The following is a 24,463-nucleotide window of genomic DNA, read 5'->3' as shown; positions in this document are numbered from 1 at the left end:
CGCTACGTTGACGCTATTTCAGGCGGTCACTACATTCCAGCCTTGGAGGAAGGTCACAAGATGGGAATGCAGGAAGGACAGCGGACGGCCATCGGCGAGCTCAGCGAACGGTCCCGGGAGATCTTTCGCCATATCGTCGACGCTTATGTCGAAACTGGCGAGCCGATCGGTTCGCGCACGATTTCGCGCCGGCTCGGCATGAATCTGTCGCCGGCGACGATCCGTAACGTGATGGCGGATCTCGAGGATCTCGGCCTGCTCTATGCGCCGCACACCTCGGCCGGCCGCCTACCGACCGACCTGGGCCTGCGCATGTTCGTCAACGGCCTGCTCGAGGTCGGCAATCTATCGAAGGAGGATCGCGAGAGCATCGACGGGCAATGCGCCGCCGTCGGCCGCAGTGTTCCCGAGGTGCTGGAGGAGGCGACGACGCTGCTCTCCGGCCTGTCGCGCTGCGCCGGACTGGTGGTCGCGCCGAAGACCAACCATACCTTGAAGCATATCGAGTTCGTCCATCTCGGCCCGGGACGCGCCCTCGTCGTGATCGTCACCGAGGGTGGGCTGGTGGAGAACCGGATCATCGACGTGCCCATGGGCATGCCGGCCTCGTCCCTGGTCGAGGCGAGCAACTATCTCGCGGCGCGGCTGGTCGGGCGCACCATTGACGAGGCGCGGGCCGAGATCATCGGTGAGCTGGAGAGCCAGCGCGCCGAGCTCGACAGCTTGGCCAGCGGCGTGGTCGAGGCAGGTCTCGCGACCTGGGCGGGCGGCGACAAGGGCGGCGCGCTCATCGTCCGCGGCCAGGCGCATCTGCTGCAGGACGTGACCGCCTTGAGCGACCTCGAGCGCATTCGCGCGCTGTTCACGGCGCTCGAGACGAAGGAGGCCCTGGTGCGGCTGCTCGATGCGGCCGACGACGCGCAGGGCGTCCAGATCTTCGTCGGGGCCGAGAGCGAGCTGTTCAGTCTCGCCGGCTGCTCGATGGTGCTGGCGCCCTATCGCAACAGCCGCGAACAGATCGTCGGCGCCGTCGGCGTGATCGGCCCGACCCGGATCAACTATGCCCGCATCATCCCAATGGTCGATTATACCGCGACGGTAATCGGCCGGGTGATCGGCTGAGCCTTCCCGAACAGACACATGAAAAACAGCGATGAATGGACTCTCGGAATGCAGAATCGGAAGACGAACGACATGACCAACGACTCTCGGGGCGATCCTCGGACCATGGACGCCGCCGCGCCGGAGGAAGAGCGCGCGGTCGAAGCGGTGGCGCCTGACGAGCAGCCGGCGGAGCAAGGGAACGCCGATATGGAGGCGCCGGCCGACGACCTCGCGGCGGCGCTGGAGGCGAGCCGGGCGGAGGCCGCCCAGCTCAAGGATCAGCTGCTGCGCGCCTTGGCGGAGACGGAGAACGTCCGGCGGCGGGCCCAGCGCGACCGCGAGGACGCCTCGAAGTTCGCCGTCACGGGCTTCGCCAAGGATCTGCTGCCCGTCGCCGACAATCTGCGGCGGGCGCTGGAGAGCCTTCCGGCCGAGGCGATCGAGGAGAACGAGCTCCTGAAGACGCTCAGCGAAGGCGTCGAGATGACGGAACGCCAGCTGCAGGCGGCGTTCGAGCGTCACAATATCCGCAAGATCGAACCGCTCGGCGAGAAGTTCGACAGCAACCTGCATCAGGCGATGTTCGAGGTGCCGGGCAGCGGCGAGCCGGCCGGCACCGTGGTCCAGCTTCTACAGTCGGGCTATCTGCTGAACGACCGGCTGCTCCGCCCGGCCATGGTCGGCGTCGCCAAGAGCGAGCCGGCGCCGAGCGCTTCCGACGGCAATGGCCCCGGCGGCAATGGCAACGGCGCGGGGGACAGCGAACCCTCGGCGCCCGGCGGCCGCGTCGATACCACAGCCTAAAATCCCGAAAGCCTGAAATCCCGATGGTTGACCCGATGGTTGACAGGGGCGGGTTTGATCCCCTCAACGTCTCGACCTGCGCGAAGGGCTTGGCGTGGCGGAATCTTTCTCCCGCACGGCTTGCGGCCGGTGCTTGCACGACCGGAAGCCGTGCATATATATCCCGTCGGATTGAATGGTTTCTTTGAACCGTCCCGGACCATCCATCGTCCGGGACCGTCATCATATGGGGGTCCGGCCGGTGCTTCACCGGAAGGCCGGGTTTGGACTTGCTGACAAGATGAGGTTGAAATGAGCAAAGTCATTGGGATCGATCTCGGGACGACCAACTCCTGCGTCGCCGTCATGGAGGGCAAGGATCCGAAGGTCATCGAGAATGCCGAGGGCACGCGCACCACGCCCTCGATGGTCGCCTTCACGGATTCCGGCGAGCGGCTGGTCGGCCAGGCGGCGAAACGCCAGGCCGTGACCAACCCGGAGAACACGCTGTTCGCGATCAAGCGGCTCATCGGCCGCCGCTATGACGATCCGCTGACGGAGAAGGACAAGGATCTCGTTCCCTACAAGATCATCAAGGGCGACAACGGCGACGCCTGGATCGAGGCGCAGGGCAAGAAGTATTCGCCCTCGCAGGTCAGCGCCTTCATCCTGCAGAAGATGAAGGAGACGGCGGAGAACTACCTGGGCGAGAAGGTCACCCAGGCGGTGATCACCGTCCCGGCCTACTTCAACGATTCCCAGCGTCAGGCGACCAAGGATGCCGGCAAGATCGCGGGCCTCGAGGTCCTGCGCATCATCAACGAGCCGACGGCCGCGGCGCTCGCCTACGGGCTCGAGAAGCAGGGCCAGGGCACCATTGCGGTCTATGACCTGGGCGGCGGCACCTTCGACATCTCGATCCTCGAGATCGGCGACGGCGTCTTCGAGGTGAAGTCGACGAACGGCGATACCTTCCTTGGCGGCGAGGATTTCGACCAGCGCATCATCGACTATCTGGCCGATGAGTTCAAAAAGGAGCAGGGCATCGACCTGCGCAAGGACCGGCTCGCGCTGCAGCGCCTCAAGGAGGCGGCCGAGAAGGCGAAGATCGAGCTGTCGAGCGCGATGCAGACCGAGGTCAACCTGCCCTTCATCACCGCCGACCAGAGCGGTCCGAAGCATCTGAACATCAAGCTCACCCGCGCCAAGCTCGAGGCGCTGGTCGACGAGCTGGTCCAGCGGACGATCGGCCCGTGCCGGGCGGCGCTGAAGGATGCCGGCCTGAAGTCGTCGGAGATCAACGAGGTGATCCTCGTCGGCGGCATGACCCGCATGCCCAAGGTGATCGAGACGGTGAAGAACTTCTTCGGCCGCGAGCCGCATCGGGGCGTGAACCCGGATGAGGTCGTCGCGATCGGCGCCGCGATCCAGGGCGGTGTGCTGAAGGGCGACGTCAAGGACGTGCTGTTGCTCGACGTGACGCCGCTGTCACTCGGCATCGAGACGCTGGGCGGCGTGTTCACCCGCCTCATCGATCGCAACACGACGATCCCGACCAAGAAGAGCCAGGTGTTCTCGACGGCCGAGGACAGCCAGACGGCCGTCACCATCCGCGTCTTCCAGGGCGAGCGCGAGATGGCGGCGGACAACAAGCTGCTCGGCCAGTTCGACCTGGTCGGCATCCCGTCGGCGCCGCGCGGCGTGCCGCAGATCGAGGTCACCTTCGACATCGACGCGAACGGCATCGTCAGCGTCTCGGCCAAGGACAAGGCCACCGGCAAGGAGCAGCAGATCCGCATCCAGGCCTCGGGCGGCCTCAGCGATTCCGACATCGACCGCATGGTCAAGGATGCCGAGTCCCATGCCGAGGAGGACAAGAAGCGGCGTGAGGTCGTCGAGGCGCGCAACCATGGCGAGGGCCTGATCCACACCACCGAGCGGACCCTGTCCGAGCATGGCGACAAGATCGCGGACGCCGACAAGCAGACGATCGAGGCCGCGATCGCCGATCTGCGCAGCGCGCTCTCGGGCGATGACCCGGATGCGATCCGCAGCAAGACGGAAGCGCTGGCGCAGGCGGCGATGAAGCTCGGCGAGGCGATGTATCGGACCGAGCAGCAGGGTGCCGGCGATGACGGCGACTCCGGCGAGGGACCGAGCGGCGGTTCCACGGGCGGCGGTGCCGCTGGCGGCGCGGATGAGGGCGTCGTGGATGCCGACTTCGAGGAGGTGGACGAGGACCGGAAGAACCGGTCCGCGTAATTACGAAACCTGGCGGCCCTATGTCGGTTGTCCGGCACCATGCGTTCGATCTTCGGGCGCCGGATCCCCGGCATAGGGCGTCTTCGTTCCGGCAGCAGACTGCTGGATGTCTACGACTGACCGTCTGATCATATGGCCAAACAGGACTATTACGAGACTCTGGGGGTAGGACGGGACGCCAGCGGCGACGCCTTAAAAAAGGCGTTCCGCAGCCTCGCGATGAAGTACCACCCCGACCGCAATCCGGGGGACCACAACGCCGAAAAGCGGTTCAAGGAAATCAACGAGGCCTACGACGTCCTCAAGGACGACCAGAAGCGCGCCGCCTATGACCGGTTCGGCCATGCCGCCTTCGAGAACGGCAGCGCAGGGCCGCGCGGCGGGGCCGGTGGCTTCGACTTCAATGCGGCCGGATTCGCTGACATCTTCGACGAGATGTTCGGCGACTTCATGGGCGGCCGGCGCGGCGGCGCCGCACGCGGCCGCGGTGCCGACCTCCGCTACAATCTCGAGATCACTCTCGAGGAAGCCTATGCCGGCAAGCAGGCGACGATCCGGGTGCCGACCTCCGTCGGCTGCGACGCCTGCAACGGCACCGGCGGCGAGAAGGGCGCGCAGCCGATCACCTGTCCGACCTGCATGGGCGCCGGTAAGGTGCGTGCCAGCCAGGGCTTCTTCACGATCGAGCGCACCTGCCAGAGCTGCAACGGCGCCGGCCGGGTGATCGAGAAGCCCTGCAAGGTCTGCGGCGGGGCCGGCCGGGTGCATAAGGAAAAGACTCTGGCGGTGACCATTCCGCCCGGTGTCGAGGACGGCACGCGCATCCGCCTCGCCGGCGAGGGCGAGGCCGGCATGCGCGGCGCGCCGGCCGGCGACCTCTACATCTTCCTTTCGATCGCGCCGCACCGGTTCTTCCAGCGCGACAGCGCGAACATCTACTGCCGGGTGCCGATCCCGATGACCACGGCCGCGCTCGGCGGCCATATCGAGGTGCCGTCGATCGATGGCTCCCGCGCCCGTGTCGCCGTTCCGGCCGGGGCGCAGACGGGCCAGCAGTTCCGTCTGCGCGGCAAGGGCATGAGCGTGCTGCGCTCGCAATCGCGCGGCGACATGTATGTCCAGATCATGGTCGAGACGCCGGTCAACCTGACCAAGAAGCAGCAGGAGTTGCTGCGCGAGTTCGACAAGGTCGGCGGTAAGGGCAAGGCTCACAGCCCCGAATCCGAGGGCTTCTTCGCCAAGGTGAAGGAGTTCTGGGAGGATCTGAAAGAGTAGGCGGCCGCACTCCCGCGCTTGACCGTCGCTGTCACAGTCCTACGATGCCGATGGTTGACAAAGAAGGGACAGGGCGGACATGGCAGCGCTGAAAATCGGCGTAATCGGTTGCGCCGGGCGGATGGGGCAGATGCTGGTCCGTGCCGTCGCCGAGGCCGAGGGTTGCGTCGTTGCCGGCGGCACCGAGCGATCGGGCGGCACGGCCGTCGGCCGGGATGTCGGCGTGGTGGCGGGGCTCGACGCGCTCGGCGTTCCGGTGACGGACGATCCGGCGGCGCTTTTCGCCGCTGCCGATGCAGTGCTGGAATTCACCGGCCCGGCCGCGACGGTCACCCATGCCGCCATCGCCGCGCGGACCCGGACCGCGCATGTCGTGGGCACCACCGGGCTCGCCGCGGCCGACATGGCGGCGCTCAGGCGCTCGGCGCAGGAGACGGCGATCGTCTGGGCGCCGAATATGAGCCTCGGCGTCAATATGCTGCTGGGGCTGGTCGAGCAGGTCGCCCGCGCGCTCGACCCCGATTGGGATATCGAGATCGTCGAGATGCATCACCGGATGAAGGTCGACGCGCCGTCCGGCACCGCGCTGGCGCTGGGCCACGCTGCGGCGGCCGGTCGCGGCGTCGATCTCGACGCCGTGTCGACGCGGGTGCGCGACGGCCATACCGGCGCGCGGCATCCCGGCGAGATCGGCTTCGCCACCCTGCGCGGCGGCGATGTGGTCGGCGAGCACACGGTGATGTTCGCCGCCGGCGGCGAACGGATCGAGCTCACCCATAAGGCGACCAGCCGCGACATCTTCGCCCGTGGCGCCGTCCGGGCCGCCCGCTGGGCGAAGGACCGGGAGCCCGGGCTTTATTCCATGGCGGACGTGCTCGGCCTTGCCAAATAACGATCTAGGCGCCGGCCGACTTCGCCGTCCTGTGCGGCCACAGACGTGGGGCCGTGACACCGCCGAGGATCAGCAGGAGTGCGAAAAATGCGCGGGGGTCGATCGTCTCGTCGAGCAGCAGGGCGCCCCACAGCACGCCCATCACCGGGACTAGGTAATTGTTGAATGACGCGAACCCGGTGCCGGCGCGGGCGATGATCCGGAAGAACAGGATATAGCCGCCGGCCGTGGAGATCAGCCCCAGCGCCGCCACGGCCGCGAGCGCGGCGGGAGTCGGCGTCAGGCTCCAGGGTCGATCGACGAGGAGCGCCGCCGACAGGGCGACGCCCGCTGCGGTCGTCAGCATCCCGGCGGCGGCGACCTCGGGCGCCAGGCCCCCCAGCCGCCTTATGAGAACGCCGGCGATCGCATAGCAGACGGCGGCGGCAACGACCGCCAGCTGGGCGAGCAGATCGGCGCCGAGGCCGCGGAGCGCGGCAGGGCCGATCAGCAGGAGGACGCCGAGGAAGCCGAGCGCCACGCCGACCAGCTTGCCAAGCGACAGCGGCTCGTCCGGCACGAAGCGGTGGGCGAGCAGGATCGTGAAGAACGGCACGGCGGAGATCAGGATCGCCGCCAGCCCGCTGTCGATCCGCGTTTCGCCCCAGCCGATCAGCGCGAAGGGCAGGACCATCCCGACCGCCCCCATTAAGGTCAGCATCGCCCAGGTCCGCGGCCGGCAGGGCAACCTGCCGCCGCGGGCGCGCACGAAGAGAACAAGCAGGGCGGCGCCGATCACGATTCGTCCGGCGGCCACGGTGAGCGGCGGGATGGTGACGACGGCGATCTTGATCAGGAAGAAGGACGAGCCCCAGGCCGCGGCGAGCAGCAGGAGGAGCAGATAGTCCTGACGATTGGCGGAAAGAGGCATAGGAACACCGGAGAGCCGTCGCGCGCGAACGGACCTCTTATACGAAGTCGGCAAGGTTTGCGCCATTCGGCGTTTGAAATCACAGAGCCACAGAGAGAAATAGGTAGCGTCTCAGTTTGAGTTTCGACTTCGGACGGAAGGCGGAGGTCGGGTCGGCGTGCCGCGAATGACGCCTTTGCAGACGAAGCGGACATTGGGCCGACGACTTGTTTCGACCCAACCCGAACCTTCGCCGCCTCCACAAGGGCGGAGATGGGAAAACCTAGGACCGTCAGCCGCGCCGAGCCGCCTCGATCGCGGCGACGTTAATTTTCTTCATATTCATCATCGCCTCAAACGCGCGTTTTGCTTCATCGCCGCCGGCAGCCATCGCCTCGGTCAGCACGCGCGGCGTGATTTGCCAGGAGATGCCCCATTTGTCCTTGCACCAACCGCACGCACTTTCCTGGCCGCCATTGCCGACGATGGCGTTCCAGTAGCGGTCGGTCTCTTGCTGATCGTCAGTGGCGATCTGGAACGAGAAGGCTTCGCTATGCTTGAATGCGGGCCCGCCATTGAGGCCGAGACAGGGGATGCCGGCGACTGTGAATTCGACCATCAGCACGTCGCCCGCCTTGCCGGACGGGTAGTCGCTGGGAGCGCGGTGGACGGCACTTACCGAGCTGTTCGGAAAAGTCTCGGCGTAGAAGCGGGCTGCAGCCTCGGCGTCCTTGTCGTACCATAGGCAGATCGTGTTCTTGGCAATCGCCATTGCTCGTCCTTTCACTTTTGAAGCCAATTCCGGCCCGGTTTCCCCCGCACTCGGGGGCGGTTGACAGTCCGCCTCAACGGTGCACCACGAACGTAGAATGTGCTCGTGCCTCTCTGACGTGTCGAGAGCCGAAATTCAAACTGAGATACTAACGAGCAATAGAGTTCTCTGCGCCTCTGTGTCTCTGTGGTTATCTTCAAGGTCAGTGGTTTTGGTTCTACATCCGCCGGTGAGGTCAGCCAGTCGGCGCCATGCGCTGCTGCGCCAGCGCGCGGTTCAGGGCGCGGGCGAAGTCGAGGCGCTCTTCCGGCGTGAGGAAGTTGCCGATCACCAGCGAGCGCCCGTGCGAGCGCAGCGTCAGCGGGCTGTCATGCTGCGGCGGATCGTCCATTGTGACGCGCAGCCAATAGGGCTGGAAGCGCCAGCCGAGCGGCGTGCCCCGCGGGCTGTGCCGTTCGACGATCAGCTCCCGATCGGTGAGGCGGACCCGCTCGAACATCCGCCCGCTGCGATAGTTGAGGCGGAAGCAGACATAGATCAGCACGACCTCGAGGCCGCAGAAGCCGAAGACGGGCCAGGCGCCCATCGCCAGGAACGCGATCCCCGCGCCGAAGCCGACGGTGGCGACGGCGCTCATCAATATCGCGAAGCCGGCCGGGCTGAGGCTGCGATGCGGCCGCAGGATCGCGTCGAACGAGGCCGGCGACTCGTCCTCGACGGGCCAGGATTCCTCCTCCGGCCAGGATTCGTTCGGCGTCGGATGGGCCATGTCTCGACTATAGGGGCCAGGGCGAATGTGGGTAAAGCCCGGGTTACGGTTCAGGTCATGGAGGACGAAACGTCGCGAGTCTTTGCCGAGTTCCCGGCGGCGCGATAGATTGCAGAGCATGAAGAAACCAGCCATCGATGAATTCTTCGCCCGCCTTGCCGCGCGCAATCCCGATCCGCGCGGCGAGCTCCACTACATCAACCCCTATACGCTGCTGGTCGCGGTGGTGCTGTCGGCCCAGGCGACCGACGCCGGGGTGAACAAGGCGACGGCGCCGCTGTTCGAGGTAGCCGACACGCCGGAGAAGATGCTGGCCCTCGGCGAGGCGGGCCTGCGCGACTACATCCGGACCATCGGCCTGTTCAACACCAAGGCGAAGAACGTGATCGCGCTCAGCGCGATCCTCGTGCGCGACCATGGCGGGCAGGTGCCGCCCGATCGCGCGGTTCTCGAAAGCCTGCCGGGCGTCGGGCGGAAGACGGCCAATGTCGTGCTGAACATCGCCTTCGGCGAACCGACTATCGCTGTCGACACCCATGTCTTCCGCGTCGGCAACCGGACGGGGCTGGCGCCGGGCAAGACGCCGATCGAGGTGGAACGCGCGCTCGAGAAGCGGGTGCCCGCCCGCTGGAAGCAGCATGCCCATCACTGGCTGATCCTGCATGGGCGCTATATCTGCAAGGCCCGAAAGCCCGACTGCGCTCTCTGCCCGGTCCACGACCTCTGCGATTTCGGCGCGAAGGCTGGTTGAGCCCCCGGTTAATCTTCTAGTGTCATGCCCGGGCTTGACCCGGGCATCCATCCAGCCGCAGCCCCATGGATTGCCGGATCAAGTCCGGCAATGACAAGACCAAAGAGCCAGTCCGAAAACGTCTCAGCTCGACTGCAGTTTCCGCTTGGTCGTCAGCAGGCTGCCGATGCAGCCCTCGGTCGGCGCGGGTTCCGCGGCGCCGGTCCGCGCCTCCAGATAGAGCACGCGCGGCCTGCCCTCCTTCTGCCCGCTGGCTTCCTGCCCACCGGCTTCCCGATAGAGGAACAGGTCGAGCACGCAATCCGCGCCGCGATACTGCCAGATCTCGGCCGGCGCATCCCGGCGGACCAGTGCGGGCTCGCCGAGCAGCCGCTCCAACGCCACGCCGTCCAGGCCGACCATCCGCGCAGGATCGATATCCGCTGAGCGCAGGAAGGACCCGCGCTGCAGGAACGCGGCGGCATCCGCCGAAATCATCCCGCTCGATGCGCTCCGCACCGGCACGACCCGCTGGCCGCCGGTCGCGCAGGCGCCCAACATCACGAGCGCCAGCGACACCAGGCCCAGCCGGAACACCGAAGAAGCGACGCCGCCCCGACGCCATCCTTCTGGAGTCTGGGCCGGACTCCGAACTGACCCGGTCGGGTGGCGGCGTCCGACAGGCAAGGTCGGCGCCGTCAGGGTGTCTGTGTCGTCGGGCGGGTTGCCTGGGCGTCCGGCGCCGTGGCCGATCCTGTGGCCGAGCCCCCTGCCCCGGCCGCTTTCGCGCCGGCCTGAAGAAGCTCGATCGGGCCGACCAGAACGCCGCCGGCCTCGATCGCGAGCTCGCCATAGCGCACGGTGCCCTCGACCCGTCCGGTCGCCCGGATGGTCAGCCGCTGCCGGACGGTGAGGTCGCCCTCCAGCCGTCCGCCGATATCCGCCTCGTCGACCGCCGCGGTGCCCTTGAACGAGCCGCACTCGGCGATCTCGATGACGCGGCCTTCCTTCAGCAGCGCATCGACGTGGCCCTCGACGATCAGCGTGTCGCAGCGCTGAAGCTCGCCATTGAGCTTGATGCCCCTACCGACGAGCAGCCGCTTCGCCGCCTGCTCGGCCGCCGCCTCCGCCTCCAGGGCGCGGCGGTCCGGGATGTTTGCTCCGCCCGACTGCTGCGCGGCCGCCATGGCGGCCGCCGGCGCAGATGCCGGTGGGGTTGCCTGTGGAGTTGCCTGTGGGATTGCCTGTGAAACTGATCGACCGGTGTCGCCGCCGTCGGCTCGTCTGCGAAGCATGTGGACCCGTTCCCCCGTCCTGCTATGCCGCCCGTCCCGGAGGGACCCGTTGCGGCTGTCTGCGCCGAAGCGCCTCGAACAGATGCAGCATGAACGCGGTGGCAACCACCGGCGCCACGAAGTTGATCACCGGAACCGTCGACAGGAAGGCAATGACGACACCCCCCAGGAACAGGCGGCCCCTGTGCGCCTGCCGCAATGCACGAACCTGTCGCGGATCGAGGCGCCGAAGCGCGACAAGCTCGAAATACTCTCGGCCGAGAAGATAGCCGTTCAGACCATAAAAAACAAAAAGATTAAAAGGTGGGAAAAAGAACAGCACAATGATGAGCGGCAGCGCCAGCAGGTTGAGCAGCAGCGCCAGCCCCGCGAACCGCGCGCTCGACAGCACCGCCTCGCCCACCGACTGCGACCGCGCCTCCGGCAGGTCCGGATAATGCCGTGCCTCGACCGCCTCGGCGACGTCCTCCAGGAAGAACCCGACGATGAGAAGCACGCTCACCGGAAACAGCAGCCAGGCCAGCAGAATGGCACCCAGCCCGGCGCCGACATCGATCACCGTGTCGAGCCAGCCGAGCGACACGAACTGAAGCTGAAACGCCGCCAGCCAGATCACGATCACCAGCGCCACCAGCACCGCAATGGCGCCGCCGAGGCTGAGCCAGACATAGCGCCGCGCGCGCGGATCGGTGAGCTGGGCGAAGGCCTTGATGAGGACGGAAAGCAAGCGCGGGCTCGGGATCGGGGTTGAGGGGGCGGCGGGTGGGCCTTGTGTAACGGCTGAGATCCATGTGCGCAAGTCGGACAGGAAGTAAGAGCCCAATAGGGGAATATCGGCTTCTGCCCCAAACCGGCCATCGCGGTTCGTCTACCAGAATGCCTTGATCTGAAATCGGCGAGAGCTGGCGGCTTGGCCAGGATAGATTCCAGGACACATCAATGCGGATCATCGGCGCTGCCCGATTCCGGAGTGCCGGTGGCCCGCCATCTGCGACCAGGGATCTGTCCCGGTCCGGCTGGGGCCAATATCTAGAATTCCACCTCGCGCCCTATCCGATCGTAGTAGCCTATGGCGCGCCGCGTCCGGCGCTTGGCGCGGCTCTGGGGACGATGCTCCTGGACGATCCGGAGGATCGCGCCTTTCTCGTCGAACGGCCCGCCCGCGCCTTCGGTTCGCCGGACCCGAAGGCGGTCCGATGGAAGCAGCCGATGTCGGCGTCTGGGCGATCCGCGATTATCGGCCCTCATCGGGCCCTTACCCCGGCCTTGACGATGGGCTTCGAGCAACAGGCGCTGCGCAACGACGTCCATCATCTCGCCGGCGGCTTTAACGAGACGATCTACCGGATCCTCGAGTCTTTGTTGAACGCCAATAGAAAGGCGGCCGGCGAAAACGCCTCGAACGAGTCTTTCGAGAGGTCGACTTCTGGAGAATTGCCCGGCCCAATCGATCGCGCGCAGAATGGAACACGCTGGCGGGCCCGCACGGGCCTTCCTGTTTGGACTGAACGCTCGATCGTCGAGCGGGGGGAGGACTCTATGATGACAGCGTCACGCCTCCTCGATGCGCGCCACCGAGATTCTCTATCCGAGGTATTGAGCGAAGAACCGCGGGCGAGTTCCCGGTAAGCCGCCAATTTGCTCCTCAGACAGGAGCAAACGCCAATTGGATCGGGTGCCCAGAGGAGGTTTCCATGCTCCGGTCTATCGGATGGCTGGTCGCGACGACGGCATTCCTGCTCGCCGGCTGCCTCTACTCGACGCGGCCGCTGATCGACCGGCCGGTGTACCCGCTCTCCCCGGGCACAGCCCAGGAGTTCCAATTCGAGATGAAGGACGGAACCGCTTGGCTGACTCCTCGGGTTGCGAGTGACGGCCGGGTCGAAACCGGCCGTCTAGAGATCGTCAACGGCTGGTACCGTTACCAGGAAGACGCCGGCGGCGAACCCATGGAGTTCAAGCTCGCCGATACGGAGGACCCGTCCGTCTTCGTTGTCATGGCCAAGAAGGGTAAGAGGGAAGAAGCCGGCTTCGTCTATGGTGCGATCGACATCAGAGAGGATATCGTCATCAGCCACGGCTTCATGGGAAGTTCCTTCGAGCAGTACATCGCGACTTCACGCTGGAGGGACATGCCGGGCTGGACGATCGACAAGGACAAGGTCGCGGTTTTCGACTCTCTGCCGATCCTGCAGAAGGCGCTGCCCGAGATGGTGGCGATCGCGCCAAACGCCACCGCCTACAAGCCGGTCGATCCGGCCGTCGTGGCGGCGCAGAAACCGGCCGCCGATCCTCCGGACGCCGAGGAGGCGCCGACCCTCGACCTCTCGCCGCCGGAACCTCCGAGCGCGCGCGAGCAGATCGAGAAGGAATGCCGGGAAGGCACCGGCATTCCCCTGTCCTGCAAGATCGCCGGCGACATGTACGCCAACGGCGACGGCGGACCAGTCGACCTCATGCGGGCGGGACAGTTTTACGCCTGGGGCTGCGAGGCGGGGAACAGCGACAGCTGCGGCGCCGCCATCGCCCTGGCGCTGATCATCGGCATCGGGAAGGCGATGACGGACCCCGGCCCACAGTCCGACGGGTCGCAGGCGTCCTCGGGCGAGGAATGGTCGCCGCCCAGCTGCTGCCACGGTTCGGAGGGCAATGCACCGCCGCCGGGATCCGAATACTGGCAGGGGCATGACCTCTGGTGCTGGACCAACTTCGACTACGAGTACGACGACGGAAGCTACCCCACCTGGTGCCAGAATTCCGCCGGCGGCGTCTGGGAGCAGCCTTGGATCAGCAAGTGCGGGGGCGTGGAAGGCTGGTGCGACTGAGCGGCGGATAGATCGATCATCCTACCCGGTGGAGGGGTCGGTTGAGGCCGAGCATCTGCAGTGCCACTCTCCGTTCGGCCGCATCGATTCGGTGTCCGGCCTCTTCTCGGCTGGCTCTCGTTCATGTCACGGTCTTGACGTCCGTTCCTACACAAAGCTGGTGTTTACCACCCTGATCCCCTATCGGACCCGAAACTGCGCCCTACCTCCGCCCCCGCTTGTGCGACCGCCGTCCTTCGCTATACTCCGCCCGCCCGCGAGCCGGGCGTAGGCGCGCCTCGGCGCCGCAATCGCGAATCACGATACGGAACAGACTCATGAGTGACGCAAGCTTCGACGTCGTCGGGATCGGCAACGCCATCGTCGACGTATTGAGCCATGTCGAGGACGGCGTCCTCGTGGCGCAGGGGCTGGAGAAAGGCGCGATGACGCTGGTCGACGCGGCACGGGCCGAGGCGCTCTATGGCGCGATGGGGCCGGGCGTCGAGGTCTCCGGCGGGTCGGCCTCCAACACCATTGCGGGCCTCGCCTCGCTCGGCGGGCGCGGCGCTTTCATCGGCACGGTGGCCGACGACCAGCTCGGCCGGATCTTCCGGCACGACATCCGGGCGGCGGGCGTGAGCTTCGACACGCCGCCCGCCACGGGTGGCGCGCCCACCGCGCGCTGCCTGATCTTCGTGACGCCGGACGCCCAGCGGACGATGCAGACCTATCTCGGCGCCTGCATCGAGCTGGGACCGGAAGATATCGACGCGGATCTAGTCGCGGCGGCCAAGGTCACCTATTTAGAGGGCTATCTGTGGGACCCGCCGCGCGCGAAGGAGGCGTTCCTGAAGGCGGCGGCGATCGCCCACGGCGCGGGCCGCAAGGTGGCGCTCAGCCTGTCCGATCCGTTCTGCGTCGATCGGCACCGGGCCGAGTTTCGCGACCTCGTCCGCGACCATGTCGACATCCTGTTCGCGAACGAGGCGGAGCTTTGCGCGCTTTGGGAGGTCGAGAACTTCGACGCCGCGCTGCAGGCGACGCGCGGCCAGTGCGCCGTCGCGGCGCTGACCCGCAGCGAGAAGGGCTCGGTGGTGATGGCCGACGGCGACGTGCATGTCGTCGACGCCGCGCCGGTCGCCCGGGTGGTCGATACGACGGGCGCCGGCGACCTCTATGCCGCCGGCTTCTTGTTCGGCTATACCGCCGGCCGGGGACCCTTTAATTGCGGGCGCATCGGCAGCCTCGCCGCCGCCGAGGTGATCGGCCATATCGGCGCGCGGCCGGAAACGCCGCTGAGGGCGCTTCTGCCCGCCGAGCTGACGCGCTGAGTGGGCGCGCTGATTTGAATTTGAAAGAAGGTTTTCCTTGTCCGACCAACCCATTCCGACTCTCCGCAACCTGGCGATCATCGCCCATGTCGACCACGGCAAGACGACCCTGGTCGATCAGCTGCTGCGCCAGAGCGGCACCTTCCGCGAGAACCAGCAGGTCGCCGAGCGGGCGCTCGACTCCAACGATCTCGAGCGCGAACGCGGCATCACCATCCTCGCCAAATGCACCTCGGTCGCCTGGAAGGACATCCGGCTGAACATCGTCGACACGCCCGGCCACGCCGATTTCGGCGGCGAGGTGGAGCGGATCCTCAGCATGGTTGACGGCGTCGTCGTCCTCGTCGACGCGGCGGAAGGCCCGATGCCGCAGACGAAGTTCGTCACCGCCAAGGCGCTGGCGCTGGGTCTCCGGCCGATCGTCGTCATCAACAAGGCGGATCGCCCCGACGCGCGGCCCCACGCCGTCCACGACATGGTATTCGACCTGTTCGCGGCGCTCGGCGCCAGCGACGAGCAGCTCGACTTTCCGACGCTGTTCGCCTCGGGCAAGAACGGCTGGGCGGTCGCCGATCTCGACGAGCCACATGAAAGCCTGGCGCCGCTCTTCGACCTGATCGTCCGCCATGTGCCGCCGCCGACGGGCGATCGCGACGCGCCCTTCGCCATGCTGGTGACGACGCTGGAGGCGGACCCCTATCTCGGCCGCGTGCTGACGGGCCGGATCTATTCCGGCACCGCGCGGATGAACATGCATGTCAAATCGCTGGCCCCGGACGGCCGCGTGATCGAGCATGCGCGGCTCACCAAGCTGCTCGCCTTCCGCGGGCTCGACCGGACGCCGATCGAAGCGGCTTCGGCCGGTGACATCGTCGCGATCGCCGGCTTCGGCGAGACCACCGTCGCGGACACCATCTGCGACGCCACGGTGATCACGCCGGTCGCCGCGCTCCCCATCGATCCGCCGACCCTGTCGATGACCCTCTCGGTCAACGACTCGCCGCTCGCCGGCCGCGAGGGCGACAAGGTGACCAGCCGGATGATCCGCGCCCGCCTGCTGCGCGAGGCCGAGGGCAATGTCGCGATCCGGGTCCACGAATCCGAGGGCAAGGACGTGTTCGAGGTCGCCGGCCGCGGCGAGCTGCAGCTCGGCGTGCTGATCGAGACCATGCGGCGCGAGGGCTTCGAGCTGTCGGTCGGCCGCCCGCGGGTGATCTACCGGACCGATCCGGAGACCGGCCAGCGCCTCGAGCCGATCGAGGAGGTCCAGGTCGACGTCGACGAGGAATATTCCGGCGTCGTCGTCGAGAAGCTCGGCCAGCGCCGCGCCGAGATGACCGACATGCGGCCGTCCGGCGGCGGCAAGACCCGGATCACCTTCCGCGTCCCCTCGCGCGGCCTGATCGGCTATCACGGCGAGTTCCTGACCGATACCCGCGGTACCGGCATCATGAGCCGGATCTTCCACGCCTACGAACCCTATAAGGGCGCGATCGAGGGCCGGCGCAACGGCGTGCTGATCGCCACCGGCGCCGGGGTCGCCGTGGCCTATGCCCTGTGGTATCTGGAGGAGCGGGGGCCGCTCTTCATCGCGCCGGGCGAACAGGTCTATGAGGGGATGGTCATCGGCGAGCACAGCCGCGGCAACGATCTCGAGGTCAATCCGCTGAAGGGCAAGCAGCTGACCAACATCCGCACGACCTCGAAGGACGAGGCGGTGCGCCTGACGCCGCCGCGGGTGATGAGCCTGGAGAAGGCGATCGCCTATATCGAGGAGGACGAGCTCGTCGAGGTGACGCCGAAGAACATCCGGCTGCGCAAGAAGCTGCTCGACCCGCACGCCCGCAAGCGCGCGAGCCGGGCCGCCGCCGAGGTGGGGTGAGCGGCGGGCCGGCTTAAGGACTCGTTAGCCATTCACTGTTTCCTTTATTCTCTCCCTGTAACGGGAGAGACGCGACGACGGAGCGAGGTCCAGTGACGACCGCACCCGGCAAAACCTGGCTCGATGCGGCGTCGGTCTATCGCGACCGCCGGATGCTGATCGTCCTGCTGATGGGCTTCGCGAGCGGCCTGCCGCTGCTGCTCACTTTGTCGACCCTGTCGATCTGGCTGACCGAGGAAGGCGTCACGCTGACCACGATCGGGCTGTTCGCCCTGGTCGGCACGCCTTACGCCTTCAAGTTTCTCTGGGCTCCGCTGATCGACCGGGCGCCGATCCCGCTGCTGACCCGGGCGCTCGGCCGGCGGCGGTCCTGGATGCTGACGATCCAGGCGGCGCTGATCGGCTCGATCCTCTTCCTGGGCGCGACGCGGCCCGCCGAGGCGCCGCTCTGGACCGCGCTCGCCGCCCTCCTGGTCTCGTTCTTCTCGGCGAGCCAGGACATCGTGATCGACGCCTACCGCATCGAGATCCTGGAGGAGCATCAACAGGGCGCCGGAGCGGCGGTGACGCAGTTCGGCTATCGGATCGGCCTGCTGGCGAGCGGCGCCGGCGCGCTGTTCCTGGCCGCGGAGGTGTCCTGGTTCTGGGTCTATGCGGCGATGGCGGCGCTCATGCTGATCGGCTTGGCGACGGCGCTGCTGAGCCCCGAACCCCGGCGCGAGGCGACATCACAAGAGCCCGGGCGTGGCCCCGTCGCCGTGCTGCGCGAGGCCGTCATCGAACCCTTCGCCGAATTCTTCACTCGGCGCGGCGTGCGCGAGGCGCTGCTCGTGCTCGCCTTCATCCTGCTCTACAAGTTCGGCGACGCCTTCGCCGGGGTGATGGCCAATCCTTTCTATGTCCAGATCGGCTTCACCAAGGCGGAGATCGCCAGCGTCAGCAAGATCTTCGGCTTGGTCGCGACGCTGCTCGGCGTCTTCATCGGCGGCGCGATCGTCGGTCGCTACGGCGTCCTGCAGGCCCTGCTGATCTGCGGCATTCTGCAGATGGTGTCGAACCTGATGTTCGCGGTCCAGGCAGCCGCCGGCGCGGATCTCGGCCTGCTGACCCTGACCATTGGGATCGAGAACCTGTCCGGCGGCATGGGCTCGGCCGCCTTCGTCGCCTATCTGTCGGTGCTCTGCAACGTCGCCTACACGGCGACGCAATATGCGCTGTTCTCGTCCTTCATGGCCTTCGGCCGGACGCTTCTGTCCTCGTCGAGCGGCTGGGTGGCCGACAATGTCGACTGGGTCTCGTTCTTCGTGATCTCGACGGTCGTGGCGATTCCGGGGCTGCTGCTGCTGCTCTGGATGATGCGGCGCTTTCCCGGAACCCGCCCGCTCGCACAGCCGACACCCTAATATTAACTTTTGAAGCGTGCCCGTGGGCGCGCTAGCATGACCAACGGAGATCCAATCATGGATGTGTCGAAGATTCCGATCGGGCGGAACCCGCCCTGGGACCTCAACGCCATCATCGAAATTCCGCTCGGCGGCGAGCCGGTGAAGTACGAGCTGGACAAGGCGTCCGGCGCGATGTTCGTCGATCGCTTCCTGCACACCTCGATGTCCTATCCCGCCAATTACGGCTTCATCCCGCACACGCTCTCGGCCGATGGCGACCCGTGCGACATCATGGTCGTCGGCCCGACCCGGGTGGTGCCCGGCGTCGTGATCCGCTCGCGCCCGATCGGCGCGATGATGATGGAGGACGAGGCCGGGATGGACGAGAAGATCCTGGCGGTGCCGGTCGACGACCTGCATCCGTTCTATCGTAACGTCGCCTCCTACCGGCAGTTGCCGGACATCCTGATCGAGCAGATCGCCCACTTCTTCACCCACTACAAGGACCTGGAGAAGGGCAAATGGGCCAAGGTGGCGCGCTGGGCCGAGGCGGACGAGGCGACCAAGCTGATCGCCGAGGCGATCGAGCGCGCGAAGGCCGAGTGATGGCCTCTGCCTCAGGGACGCCCCCGGAGGCGGCACGCCTTTCGGTCGTGGAGGGCGACATCACACGGCTCGAGGTCGACGCGATCGTCAATGCCGCCAATAGCGAGCTGGCGCCGGGCGGCGGCGTCTGCGGCGCCATTCATCGCGCCGCGGGGCCGGAGCTGGCGGAAGAATGCCGCCGGATCGGCGGCTGTCCGACCGGCGAGGCGCGGATCACGGCGGGTTATCGGCTGAAAGCGCGCCATGTGATCCATGCGGTGGGGCCGGTCTGGCAGGGCGGCGAAGAGGGCGAGGACGACCAGCTCGCCGCCTGCTATGCCAACAGCCTGTCGCTCGCCGAGCGGCACGGCCTGAAATCCATCGCCTTCCCCGCGATCTCCACGGGCATCTACGGCTTCCCGCTGGAGCGCGCGACCCGCATCGCGGTGACGACGGTGGCGCGCGAAGTCGCCGCCACGAATCTCGAAGAGGTGATCTTCGCCTGCTTCGGCGAAGAGGTCGCCGCGACTTACCGGAAGGCGTTGGCGGAGTTGTCGTAATTGCGGGCCGAGTACCGGCCCTCATGGTTCGACAGGCTCACCATGAGGATTTCATCTACCCCTCATCCTGAGCCTGTCGAAGGATGGGGACCGACTCACTGCGCGCGGTCGAGGGCATAGCCGGCGGAGCGGACCGTGCGGATCAGGTCGGTGTCGGCGGTCCCGTTCAGCGCCTTGCGCAGGCGCCGGATATGGACGTCGACCGTGCGCGGCTCGACATAGACGTCTTGGCCCCAGACGATGTCGAGCAGCTGCTCGCGGCTGAACACGCGTCCCTGATTTTCAAGCAGGTGGCGCAGCAGGCGGAACTCGGTGGGGCCGAGATGGACGTCGCGCCCCTTGCGGCGGACGCGATAGGAGGCGAGGTCCATCACCAGGTCCTCATAGCGCAGCGTCTCGCCTTCGGTGGCCGGCCGCGCGCGGCGCAGGACGGCGCGGATGCGGGCGATCAGCTCGCTCGGGCTGAAGGGCTTGGTGATGTAGTCGTCGGCGCCGCTGTCGAGGCCGCGCAGCTTGTCGCCCTCCTCACCCCGGGCAGTCAGCATGATGATCGGCACGCCCTTCGTCTCCGGCATCCGACGCATCTGCCGGCAGACCTCGATCCCGGAGAGCAGCGGCAGCATCCAGTCGAGCAGCACCAGGTCCGGCTTCTGCTCGCGCGCTACCAGCAGCGCCTCCTCGCCATCGCGGGCCTCGGCGATGCGGAATCCCTCCTTTTCGAGGTTGTAGCGCAGCAGCGTGACCAGCGCGGTTTCGTCTTCGACGATGAGGATCAGCGGATTCACCTCTCTCTACTCCTTGCTCTTGGCCTGATCTGTTCCATCACCATTGGGCGGTGTCACCAGGGCGAAGCTCGTGGTGTCGCCCTTCGGCCGCACCGCCTCGATCTCCCGTCCATGGACCAGGAAATAGACGAGCTCGGCGATGTTGGTCGCATGGTCGCCGATGCGCTCGATGTTCTTCGCGATGAACAGCAGATGCGTGCAGGGGCTGATGTTCCGCGGGTCTTCCATCATGTAGGTCAGCAGCTCGCGGAACAGGCTGGTGTACATCTCGTCCACCTCCTCGTCGCGTTCCCAGGCGGCGACCGCCTTCTCCGCGTCGTGGTCGATGTAGGCGTCGAGCACGTCCTTGATGATCGCCTGCACCATGCGCCCCATCCGCGGGATGACATGGGCCGGCCGCATCGGCCGCGTCTGCGCCAGTGCGATGGCGCGCTTGGCGACGTTGGCGGCATAGTCGCCGATGCGCTCGAGGTCGCTCGAGATCTTCAGTGCCGCGACCACCTCGCGGAGGTCCTGCGCCATCGGCTGACGCAGCGCCAGCATGCGGACCGAGAGGCTGTCGACCTGACGCTCCAGCTCGTCGATCCGCGCGTCGTTCTGCACCGCCTGGCCGGCGAGGTCCGTGTCGCGCCGCATCAGCGCCTCGATCGCCGTCTGCAGTTGCGCTTCGGCGAGGCCGCCCATCTGCGTGATGATCTGGTTCAGATGCTTCAATTCATCGTCAAAGGATTTGACGATGTGATCCGTTGCGATCGGCATTGTTCCTCCGGTGAAGTGTGGTCGGCTGCGCCTCAGCCGAACCGGCCGGTGATGTAGCCCTGCGTGCGCTCGTCGCGCGGGCTGGTGAAGATCTGCTCGGTGTCGCCGACCTCGACCAGCTCGCCCAGATGGAAGAACGCCGTGCGCTGGGACACGCGGGCAGCCTGCTGCATCGAGTGGGTGACGATAACGATGGTGTAGTTCTCGCGCAGCTCGTCGATCAGCTCCTCGACGCGCGCCGTGGCGATGGGGTCGAGCGCCGAGCAGGGCTCGTCCATCAGGATCACGTCCGGGTTCACGGCGATCGCCCGGGCGATGCACAGCCGCTGCTGCTGGCCGCCCGACAGTCCGGTGCCCGGCTCGTGCAGGCGGTCCTTGACCTCCTTCAGCAGGCCCGCCCGCTCCAGGCTCGTCGCGACGATCTCGTCGAGCTCCGCCTTGCCCGACCCGATGCCGTGGATGCGCGGCCCGTAGGCGACATTGTCATAGATCGACTTCGGAAACGGGTTCGGCTTCTGAAAGACCATGCCGACGCGGGCGCGCAGCGTCACCACATCGAGATCCCGGTCATAGATGTTCTGACCGTCGAGCAGGATGGTGCCGCGAACGCGGGCGCTCTCGATCACGTCGTTCATCCGGTTGAGGCAGCGCAGGAAGGTCGATTTGCCGCAGCCCGACGGGCCGATCAGCGCCGTCACCTGGTTTTCGTGAATATCGAGGTCGACCTGCTTCAGCGCCTGCTTGTCGCCGTAGAACACGTCGACGCCCTGTGCGGAAATCTTGAGCGGGCCATAGACCCCGGCGGTGGCCTCAGCGGTGGCCTCAGCCTGGGCCCCAGGCGCCGGCGCAGTGGGCGCCGTCGCACGATTGGACCGGTCCATCACCATCATCCTTTTCTCCTACCAGCGTCGTTCGAAGCGCCGCCGCAGGATCACGGCAAGCGCGTTCATGATGACCAGGAATCCCAGCAGCACGATGATCGCGGCGCTGGTCTTCTCCACGAAGGCGCGCTCCGGGCTGTCGGCCCACAGAAAGATCTGGACCGGCAGGACGGTCGCCGCATCGGTGAAGCCGCTGGGAATGTCGACGATGAAGGCGACCATGCCGATCATCAGCAGCGGCGCCGTCTCGCCCAGCGCATGGGCCATGCCGATGATCGTGCCGGTGAGAATCCCGGGCATGGCCAGCGGCAAGACATGATGCGTCACCACCTGCAGGCGCGAGGCGCCGACCGCCAGCGCCGCCTCGCGGATCGACGGCGGTACTGCCTTCAAGGATGCGCGGCCGGCGATGATGATGATCGGCAGGTTCATCAGCGCGAGCACCATGCCGCCCACCAGCGGCGCGGACCGCGGCAGCCCGAACCATCCCAGGAAAACCGCGAGGCCGAGCAGGCCGAAGACGATTGACGGGACCGCGGCGAGATTATTGATGTTGACCTCGATCAGGTCGGTCCAGCGGTTCTTCGGCGCGAACTCCTCGAGATAGACGGCGGTCGCGACGGCGAGCGGGAAGGACAGGACGAGGGTCACCACCATCGTCAGGAAGGTGCCGACCACCGCGCCCCAGATGCCGGCGAGCTCCGGCTCGCGGCTGTCCCCGGCGGTGAAGAAGTCCAGGTTGAAGCGGGTGCCGACCTGCCCGGCTTCGTCGAGCGCGTCGATCCAGGCGATCTGTGCGTCCGACACCCGTCGCGCCGTCTCCGGCACGTCGCGCGGGATATAGCCCTTCATGAGCATGTCGACATCGTCCGAGGCGCGAAACCAGACGCGCTCCGTGGTGCCGATGACGGACGGGTCCTCGAGGACGCGATCGCGGAGGACGAGCCAGGCGCCCGAGCTGACCAGGTCGCTGAGCGCCCGCCGCTCGCGCCGCTCGCTCACCTCGGGAAAGGTGCGCTCGAAGGCGTCGCGGATGACGCGGTCGTAGTTCGCGTCCGCCAGCACGGCCGGGTCGCGCGTGCCCTCGGGATCGATCTCCTCCGGGTCGAAATAGACGTCGAGGCCGATCTCGGTCTTGACGAAGGCGGTGTAGCCCTTGCTCACCACGCTGAACAGCAGAATGCCGAGCACCCCGATGGCGAGGCAGATCGCGAGCACGCCGTACAGCTTGAACCGGCGCTCGGCGGCATAGCGGCGGCGAAGCCTCGCCTGCGACAGGTCCGCATGCTGCGCGGCCGGCCGCCCCCGATGTCCTTCTCGGGCGATATCAGTCATATTTTTCCCTGTATTTGCGGACCACGCGCAAGGCGATGATGTTGAGGATGAGCGTGACGCAGAAGAGAAGAAGGCCGAGCGCGAAGGCGGCCAGGGTCTTGGCGCTGTCGAACTCCTGATCGCCGACCAGCAGCGTCACGATCTGCACCGTGACGGTGGTCACCGCCTCCAGCGGGTTGGCGGTCAGGTTCGCCGCCAGGCCGGCGGCCATCACCACGATCATCGTCTCGCCGATCGCGCGCGACACCGCGAGAAGGATGGCGCCGACGATGCCCGGCAGGGCGGCTGGAAACACCACTTGCCGGATCGTCTCCGATTTCGTCGCGCCCAGCGCGTAGGAGCCGTCGCGCAATGTCTGGGGCACCGCGTTCATCACATCGTCGGAGAGCGACGAGACATAGGGAATGATCATAATGCCCATGACCAGGCCGGCGGCGAGCGCGCTGAACGAGGCCACGTCGAGCCCGGCGCTCGCGCCTGCGTCGCGGACGAAGGGCGCCACCGTCAGGGCGGCGAAGAAGCCATAGACGACCGTTGGGATCCCCGCGAGCACCTCGAGCACCGGCTTGACGACCGAGCGCACGCGAGGGCTCGCATAGTCGGCCAGATAGATCGCCGACAGAAGGCCGACCGGCACCGCGACGCACATGGCGATCAGGGTGATGAGCATCGTCCCGGCGAAGAGCGGCACCGCGCCGAACGCGCCGGAGCTGCCGACCTGGTCCTCGCGGATCGCCGTCTGCGGGCTCCACTGCAGGCCGAACAGGAACTCGGTGACCGGAACGCGCGAGAAGAAGCGGATCGATTCGAACAGCAGCGACAGAACGATGCCGATCGTGGTCAGGACGGAGATCGTCGACAGCACGATCAGAATCGCCATGATCGCCTTCTCCACGCGGTTCCGCGCCCGCATGTTTGGCGCGATCCGCCGGCGTGCCCAGGCAAGGCCGCCGATTGCGGCGGCAGCGGCGACCACGCCCATGGCGGCGAAGCCGATCTGATGCAATGCGTTGTATCGTTCGGCCGCCGCGACCACGGCCGGGTTGGGTTCGCCGAAGAACGAGACGCCGTTCGCGGCGTTCCGGATTTCGTTGATCAGGAGGCTGAGCTGCCCGGGCCCGACATCCGTCATGCCCTCGGGAAGGCCGCTGAGGACAAGCGCTTCGATGACATGCGGCTCGACGACGAGCCAAAGGGCGACGATGAAGAGGGCCGGCAGCCCGCACCACAGCGCGACATAGACTCCGTGATAGCCAGGCAGAGAATGCAGCTGCCGCCGGTTTCCGCCGGCCGACGCGACCGCGCGGCTCCGACCGAGATAGAAGCCGATCAAGGTCAGCAGCAGAAGCGTGGTGGCGAGAATCGTAAGCTGCATGGGCAGG

General features: G+C 66.8%; 24 protein-coding genes. 13 read left to right on the top strand and 11 right to left on the bottom strand.

Annotation, left to right across the window (positions count from 1 at the left end; translation table 11 throughout):
- Positions 1 to 60 precede the first annotated feature (60 nt).
- The 5 genes from hrcA to dapB all read left to right on the top strand — a co-directional run bounded on the left by hrcA (position 61) and on the right by dapB (position 6,316).
- Entirely contained in the window at positions 61 to 1,122 is a 1,062-nt protein-coding gene (hrcA, locus tag DT069_RS11640; RefSeq protein ID WP_425450169.1) for a heat-inducible transcriptional repressor HrcA, read from the top strand.
- A 72-nt stretch (positions 1,123 to 1,194) separates the two neighbouring features.
- The gene (gene grpE / locus DT069_RS11635; RefSeq protein ID WP_119460741.1) at positions 1,195 to 1,908 is read left to right on the top strand and encodes a nucleotide exchange factor GrpE; all 714 of its coding nucleotides are present in this window, start codon (positions 1,195 to 1,197) and stop codon (positions 1,906 to 1,908) included.
- Positions 1,909 to 2,199: 291 nt separating this feature from the next.
- Positions 2,200 to 4,149, top strand: a complete 1,950-nt coding sequence (gene dnaK, locus DT069_RS11630) for a molecular chaperone DnaK (RefSeq protein WP_119460485.1) — start codon at positions 2,200 to 2,202, stop codon at positions 4,147 to 4,149.
- 132 nt (positions 4,150 to 4,281) lie between these two features.
- Positions 4,282 to 5,424: a molecular chaperone DnaJ gene (gene dnaJ / locus DT069_RS11625; RefSeq protein ID WP_119460484.1), complete on the top strand. Its 1,143-nt coding sequence runs from the start codon at positions 4,282 to 4,284 to the stop codon at positions 5,422 to 5,424.
- 88 nt (positions 5,425 to 5,512) lie between these two features.
- Positions 5,513 to 6,316, top strand: coding sequence for a 4-hydroxy-tetrahydrodipicolinate reductase (dapB, locus tag DT069_RS11620; RefSeq protein ID WP_119460740.1), 804 nt, complete (start codon positions 5,513 to 5,515; stop codon positions 6,314 to 6,316).
- A 4-nt stretch (positions 6,317 to 6,320) separates the two neighbouring features.
- On the opposite strand, the gene DT069_RS11615 is transcribed toward dapB, so the two are convergent.
- The 3 genes from DT069_RS11615 to DT069_RS11605 form a co-directional block, all read right to left on the bottom strand.
- A complete protein-coding gene (locus tag DT069_RS11615) occupies positions 6,321 to 7,226 on the bottom strand; it encodes a DMT family transporter (RefSeq protein WP_162913148.1) in 906 nt (301 codons plus the stop codon).
- Between the two features lie 271 nt (positions 7,227 to 7,497).
- Positions 7,498 to 7,977 (bottom strand): VOC family protein, encoded by a 480-nt coding sequence (locus DT069_RS11610; protein WP_162913147.1) that lies wholly within the window; start codon positions 7,975 to 7,977, stop codon positions 7,498 to 7,500.
- Between the two features lie 235 nt (positions 7,978 to 8,212).
- The gene (locus DT069_RS11605) at positions 8,213 to 8,881 is read right to left on the bottom strand and encodes a DUF2244 domain-containing protein (protein WP_425450168.1); all 669 of its coding nucleotides are present in this window, start codon (positions 8,879 to 8,881) and stop codon (positions 8,213 to 8,215) included.
- Between DT069_RS11605 and nth the strand changes: the two genes are divergently transcribed.
- Positions 8,865 to 9,497: an endonuclease III gene (gene nth / locus DT069_RS11600; protein ID WP_119460481.1), complete on the top strand. Its 633-nt coding sequence runs from the start codon at positions 8,865 to 8,867 to the stop codon at positions 9,495 to 9,497. The genes DT069_RS11605 and nth overlap by 17 nt on opposite strands.
- Before the next feature lie 123 nt (positions 9,498 to 9,620).
- On the opposite strand, the gene DT069_RS11595 is transcribed toward nth, so the two are convergent.
- From DT069_RS11595 to DT069_RS11585, 3 genes are all read right to left on the bottom strand, one after another.
- Positions 9,621 to 10,073: a hypothetical protein gene (locus DT069_RS11595; protein WP_119460480.1), complete on the bottom strand. Its 453-nt coding sequence runs from the start codon at positions 10,071 to 10,073 to the stop codon at positions 9,621 to 9,623.
- A 101-nt stretch (positions 10,074 to 10,174) separates the two neighbouring features.
- Positions 10,175 to 10,663 carry a bactofilin family protein gene (locus DT069_RS11590; protein WP_425450167.1) on the bottom strand — a complete coding sequence of 163 codons (489 nt, stop codon included), beginning with the start codon at positions 10,661 to 10,663 and terminating at the stop codon, positions 10,175 to 10,177.
- A gap of 130 nt (positions 10,664 to 10,793) precedes the next feature.
- Positions 10,794 to 11,498 (bottom strand): EI24 domain-containing protein, encoded by a 705-nt coding sequence (locus DT069_RS11585; RefSeq protein ID WP_162913146.1) that lies wholly within the window; start codon positions 11,496 to 11,498, stop codon positions 10,794 to 10,796.
- A gap of 482 nt (positions 11,499 to 11,980) precedes the next feature.
- Here DT069_RS11585 and DT069_RS24615 point away from each other — a divergent pair, with 482 nt between their 5' ends.
- From DT069_RS24615 to DT069_RS11550, 7 genes are all read left to right on the top strand, one after another.
- On the top strand, positions 11,981 to 12,400 hold the full coding sequence (locus DT069_RS24615; RefSeq protein WP_162913145.1) for a hypothetical protein: 420 nt from the start codon (positions 11,981 to 11,983) through the stop codon (positions 12,398 to 12,400).
- A 65-nt stretch (positions 12,401 to 12,465) separates the two neighbouring features.
- Entirely contained in the window at positions 12,466 to 13,596 is a 1,131-nt protein-coding gene (locus DT069_RS11575; protein WP_119460476.1) for an SEL1-like repeat protein, read from the top strand.
- A 317-nt stretch (positions 13,597 to 13,913) separates the two neighbouring features.
- Positions 13,914 to 14,909, top strand: coding sequence for an adenosine kinase (locus DT069_RS11570; RefSeq protein ID WP_119460475.1), 996 nt, complete (start codon positions 13,914 to 13,916; stop codon positions 14,907 to 14,909).
- Positions 14,910 to 14,961: 52 nt separating this feature from the next.
- Positions 14,962 to 16,791, top strand: a complete 1,830-nt coding sequence (gene typA, locus DT069_RS11565; RefSeq protein WP_119460738.1) for a translational GTPase TypA — start codon at positions 14,962 to 14,964, stop codon at positions 16,789 to 16,791.
- A gap of 92 nt (positions 16,792 to 16,883) precedes the next feature.
- Positions 16,884 to 18,194 carry an AmpG family muropeptide MFS transporter gene (locus tag DT069_RS11560; protein ID WP_425450166.1) on the top strand — a complete coding sequence of 437 codons (1,311 nt, stop codon included), beginning with the start codon at positions 16,884 to 16,886 and terminating at the stop codon, positions 18,192 to 18,194.
- A gap of 57 nt (positions 18,195 to 18,251) precedes the next feature.
- Entirely contained in the window at positions 18,252 to 18,782 is a 531-nt protein-coding gene (gene ppa, locus DT069_RS11555; protein ID WP_119460474.1) for an inorganic diphosphatase, read from the top strand.
- Positions 18,782 to 19,321, top strand: coding sequence for an O-acetyl-ADP-ribose deacetylase (locus DT069_RS11550; RefSeq protein ID WP_119460473.1), 540 nt, complete (start codon positions 18,782 to 18,784; stop codon positions 19,319 to 19,321). The genes ppa and DT069_RS11550 overlap by 1 nt, the downstream gene beginning before the upstream one ends.
- Positions 19,322 to 19,416: 95 nt before the next feature.
- Here DT069_RS11550 and phoB read toward each other — a convergent pair whose 3' ends face one another.
- The 5 genes from phoB to pstC are packed head-to-tail and all read right to left on the bottom strand — an operon-like array spanning position 19,417 to position 24,456.
- Positions 19,417 to 20,106 carry a phosphate regulon transcriptional regulator PhoB gene (phoB, locus tag DT069_RS11545; RefSeq protein ID WP_119460472.1) on the bottom strand — a complete coding sequence of 230 codons (690 nt, stop codon included), beginning with the start codon at positions 20,104 to 20,106 and terminating at the stop codon, positions 19,417 to 19,419.
- A gap of 6 nt (positions 20,107 to 20,112) precedes the next feature.
- The gene (gene phoU, locus DT069_RS11540; protein WP_119460736.1) at positions 20,113 to 20,859 is read right to left on the bottom strand and encodes a phosphate signaling complex protein PhoU; all 747 of its coding nucleotides are present in this window, start codon (positions 20,857 to 20,859) and stop codon (positions 20,113 to 20,115) included.
- Between the two features lie 38 nt (positions 20,860 to 20,897).
- Positions 20,898 to 21,746: a phosphate ABC transporter ATP-binding protein PstB gene (pstB, locus tag DT069_RS11535; protein ID WP_425450207.1), complete on the bottom strand. Its 849-nt coding sequence runs from the start codon at positions 21,744 to 21,746 to the stop codon at positions 20,898 to 20,900.
- 18 nt (positions 21,747 to 21,764) lie between these two features.
- Entirely contained in the window at positions 21,765 to 23,081 is a 1,317-nt protein-coding gene (pstA, locus tag DT069_RS11530) for a phosphate ABC transporter permease PstA (protein WP_119460471.1), read from the bottom strand.
- A complete protein-coding gene (gene pstC, locus DT069_RS11525; RefSeq protein ID WP_119460470.1) occupies positions 23,074 to 24,456 on the bottom strand; it encodes a phosphate ABC transporter permease subunit PstC in 1,383 nt (460 codons plus the stop codon). Before pstC ends, pstA begins: the two co-directional genes overlap by 8 nt.
- Between the last annotated feature and the right edge of the window lie 7 nt (positions 24,457 to 24,463).

This window comes from Virgifigura deserti (assembly GCA_003576685.1).
GTDB lineage: Bacteria > Pseudomonadota > Alphaproteobacteria > Dongiales > Dongiaceae > Virgifigura > Virgifigura deserti.
This window is presented reverse-complemented; position numbering and strand designations above follow the sequence as displayed.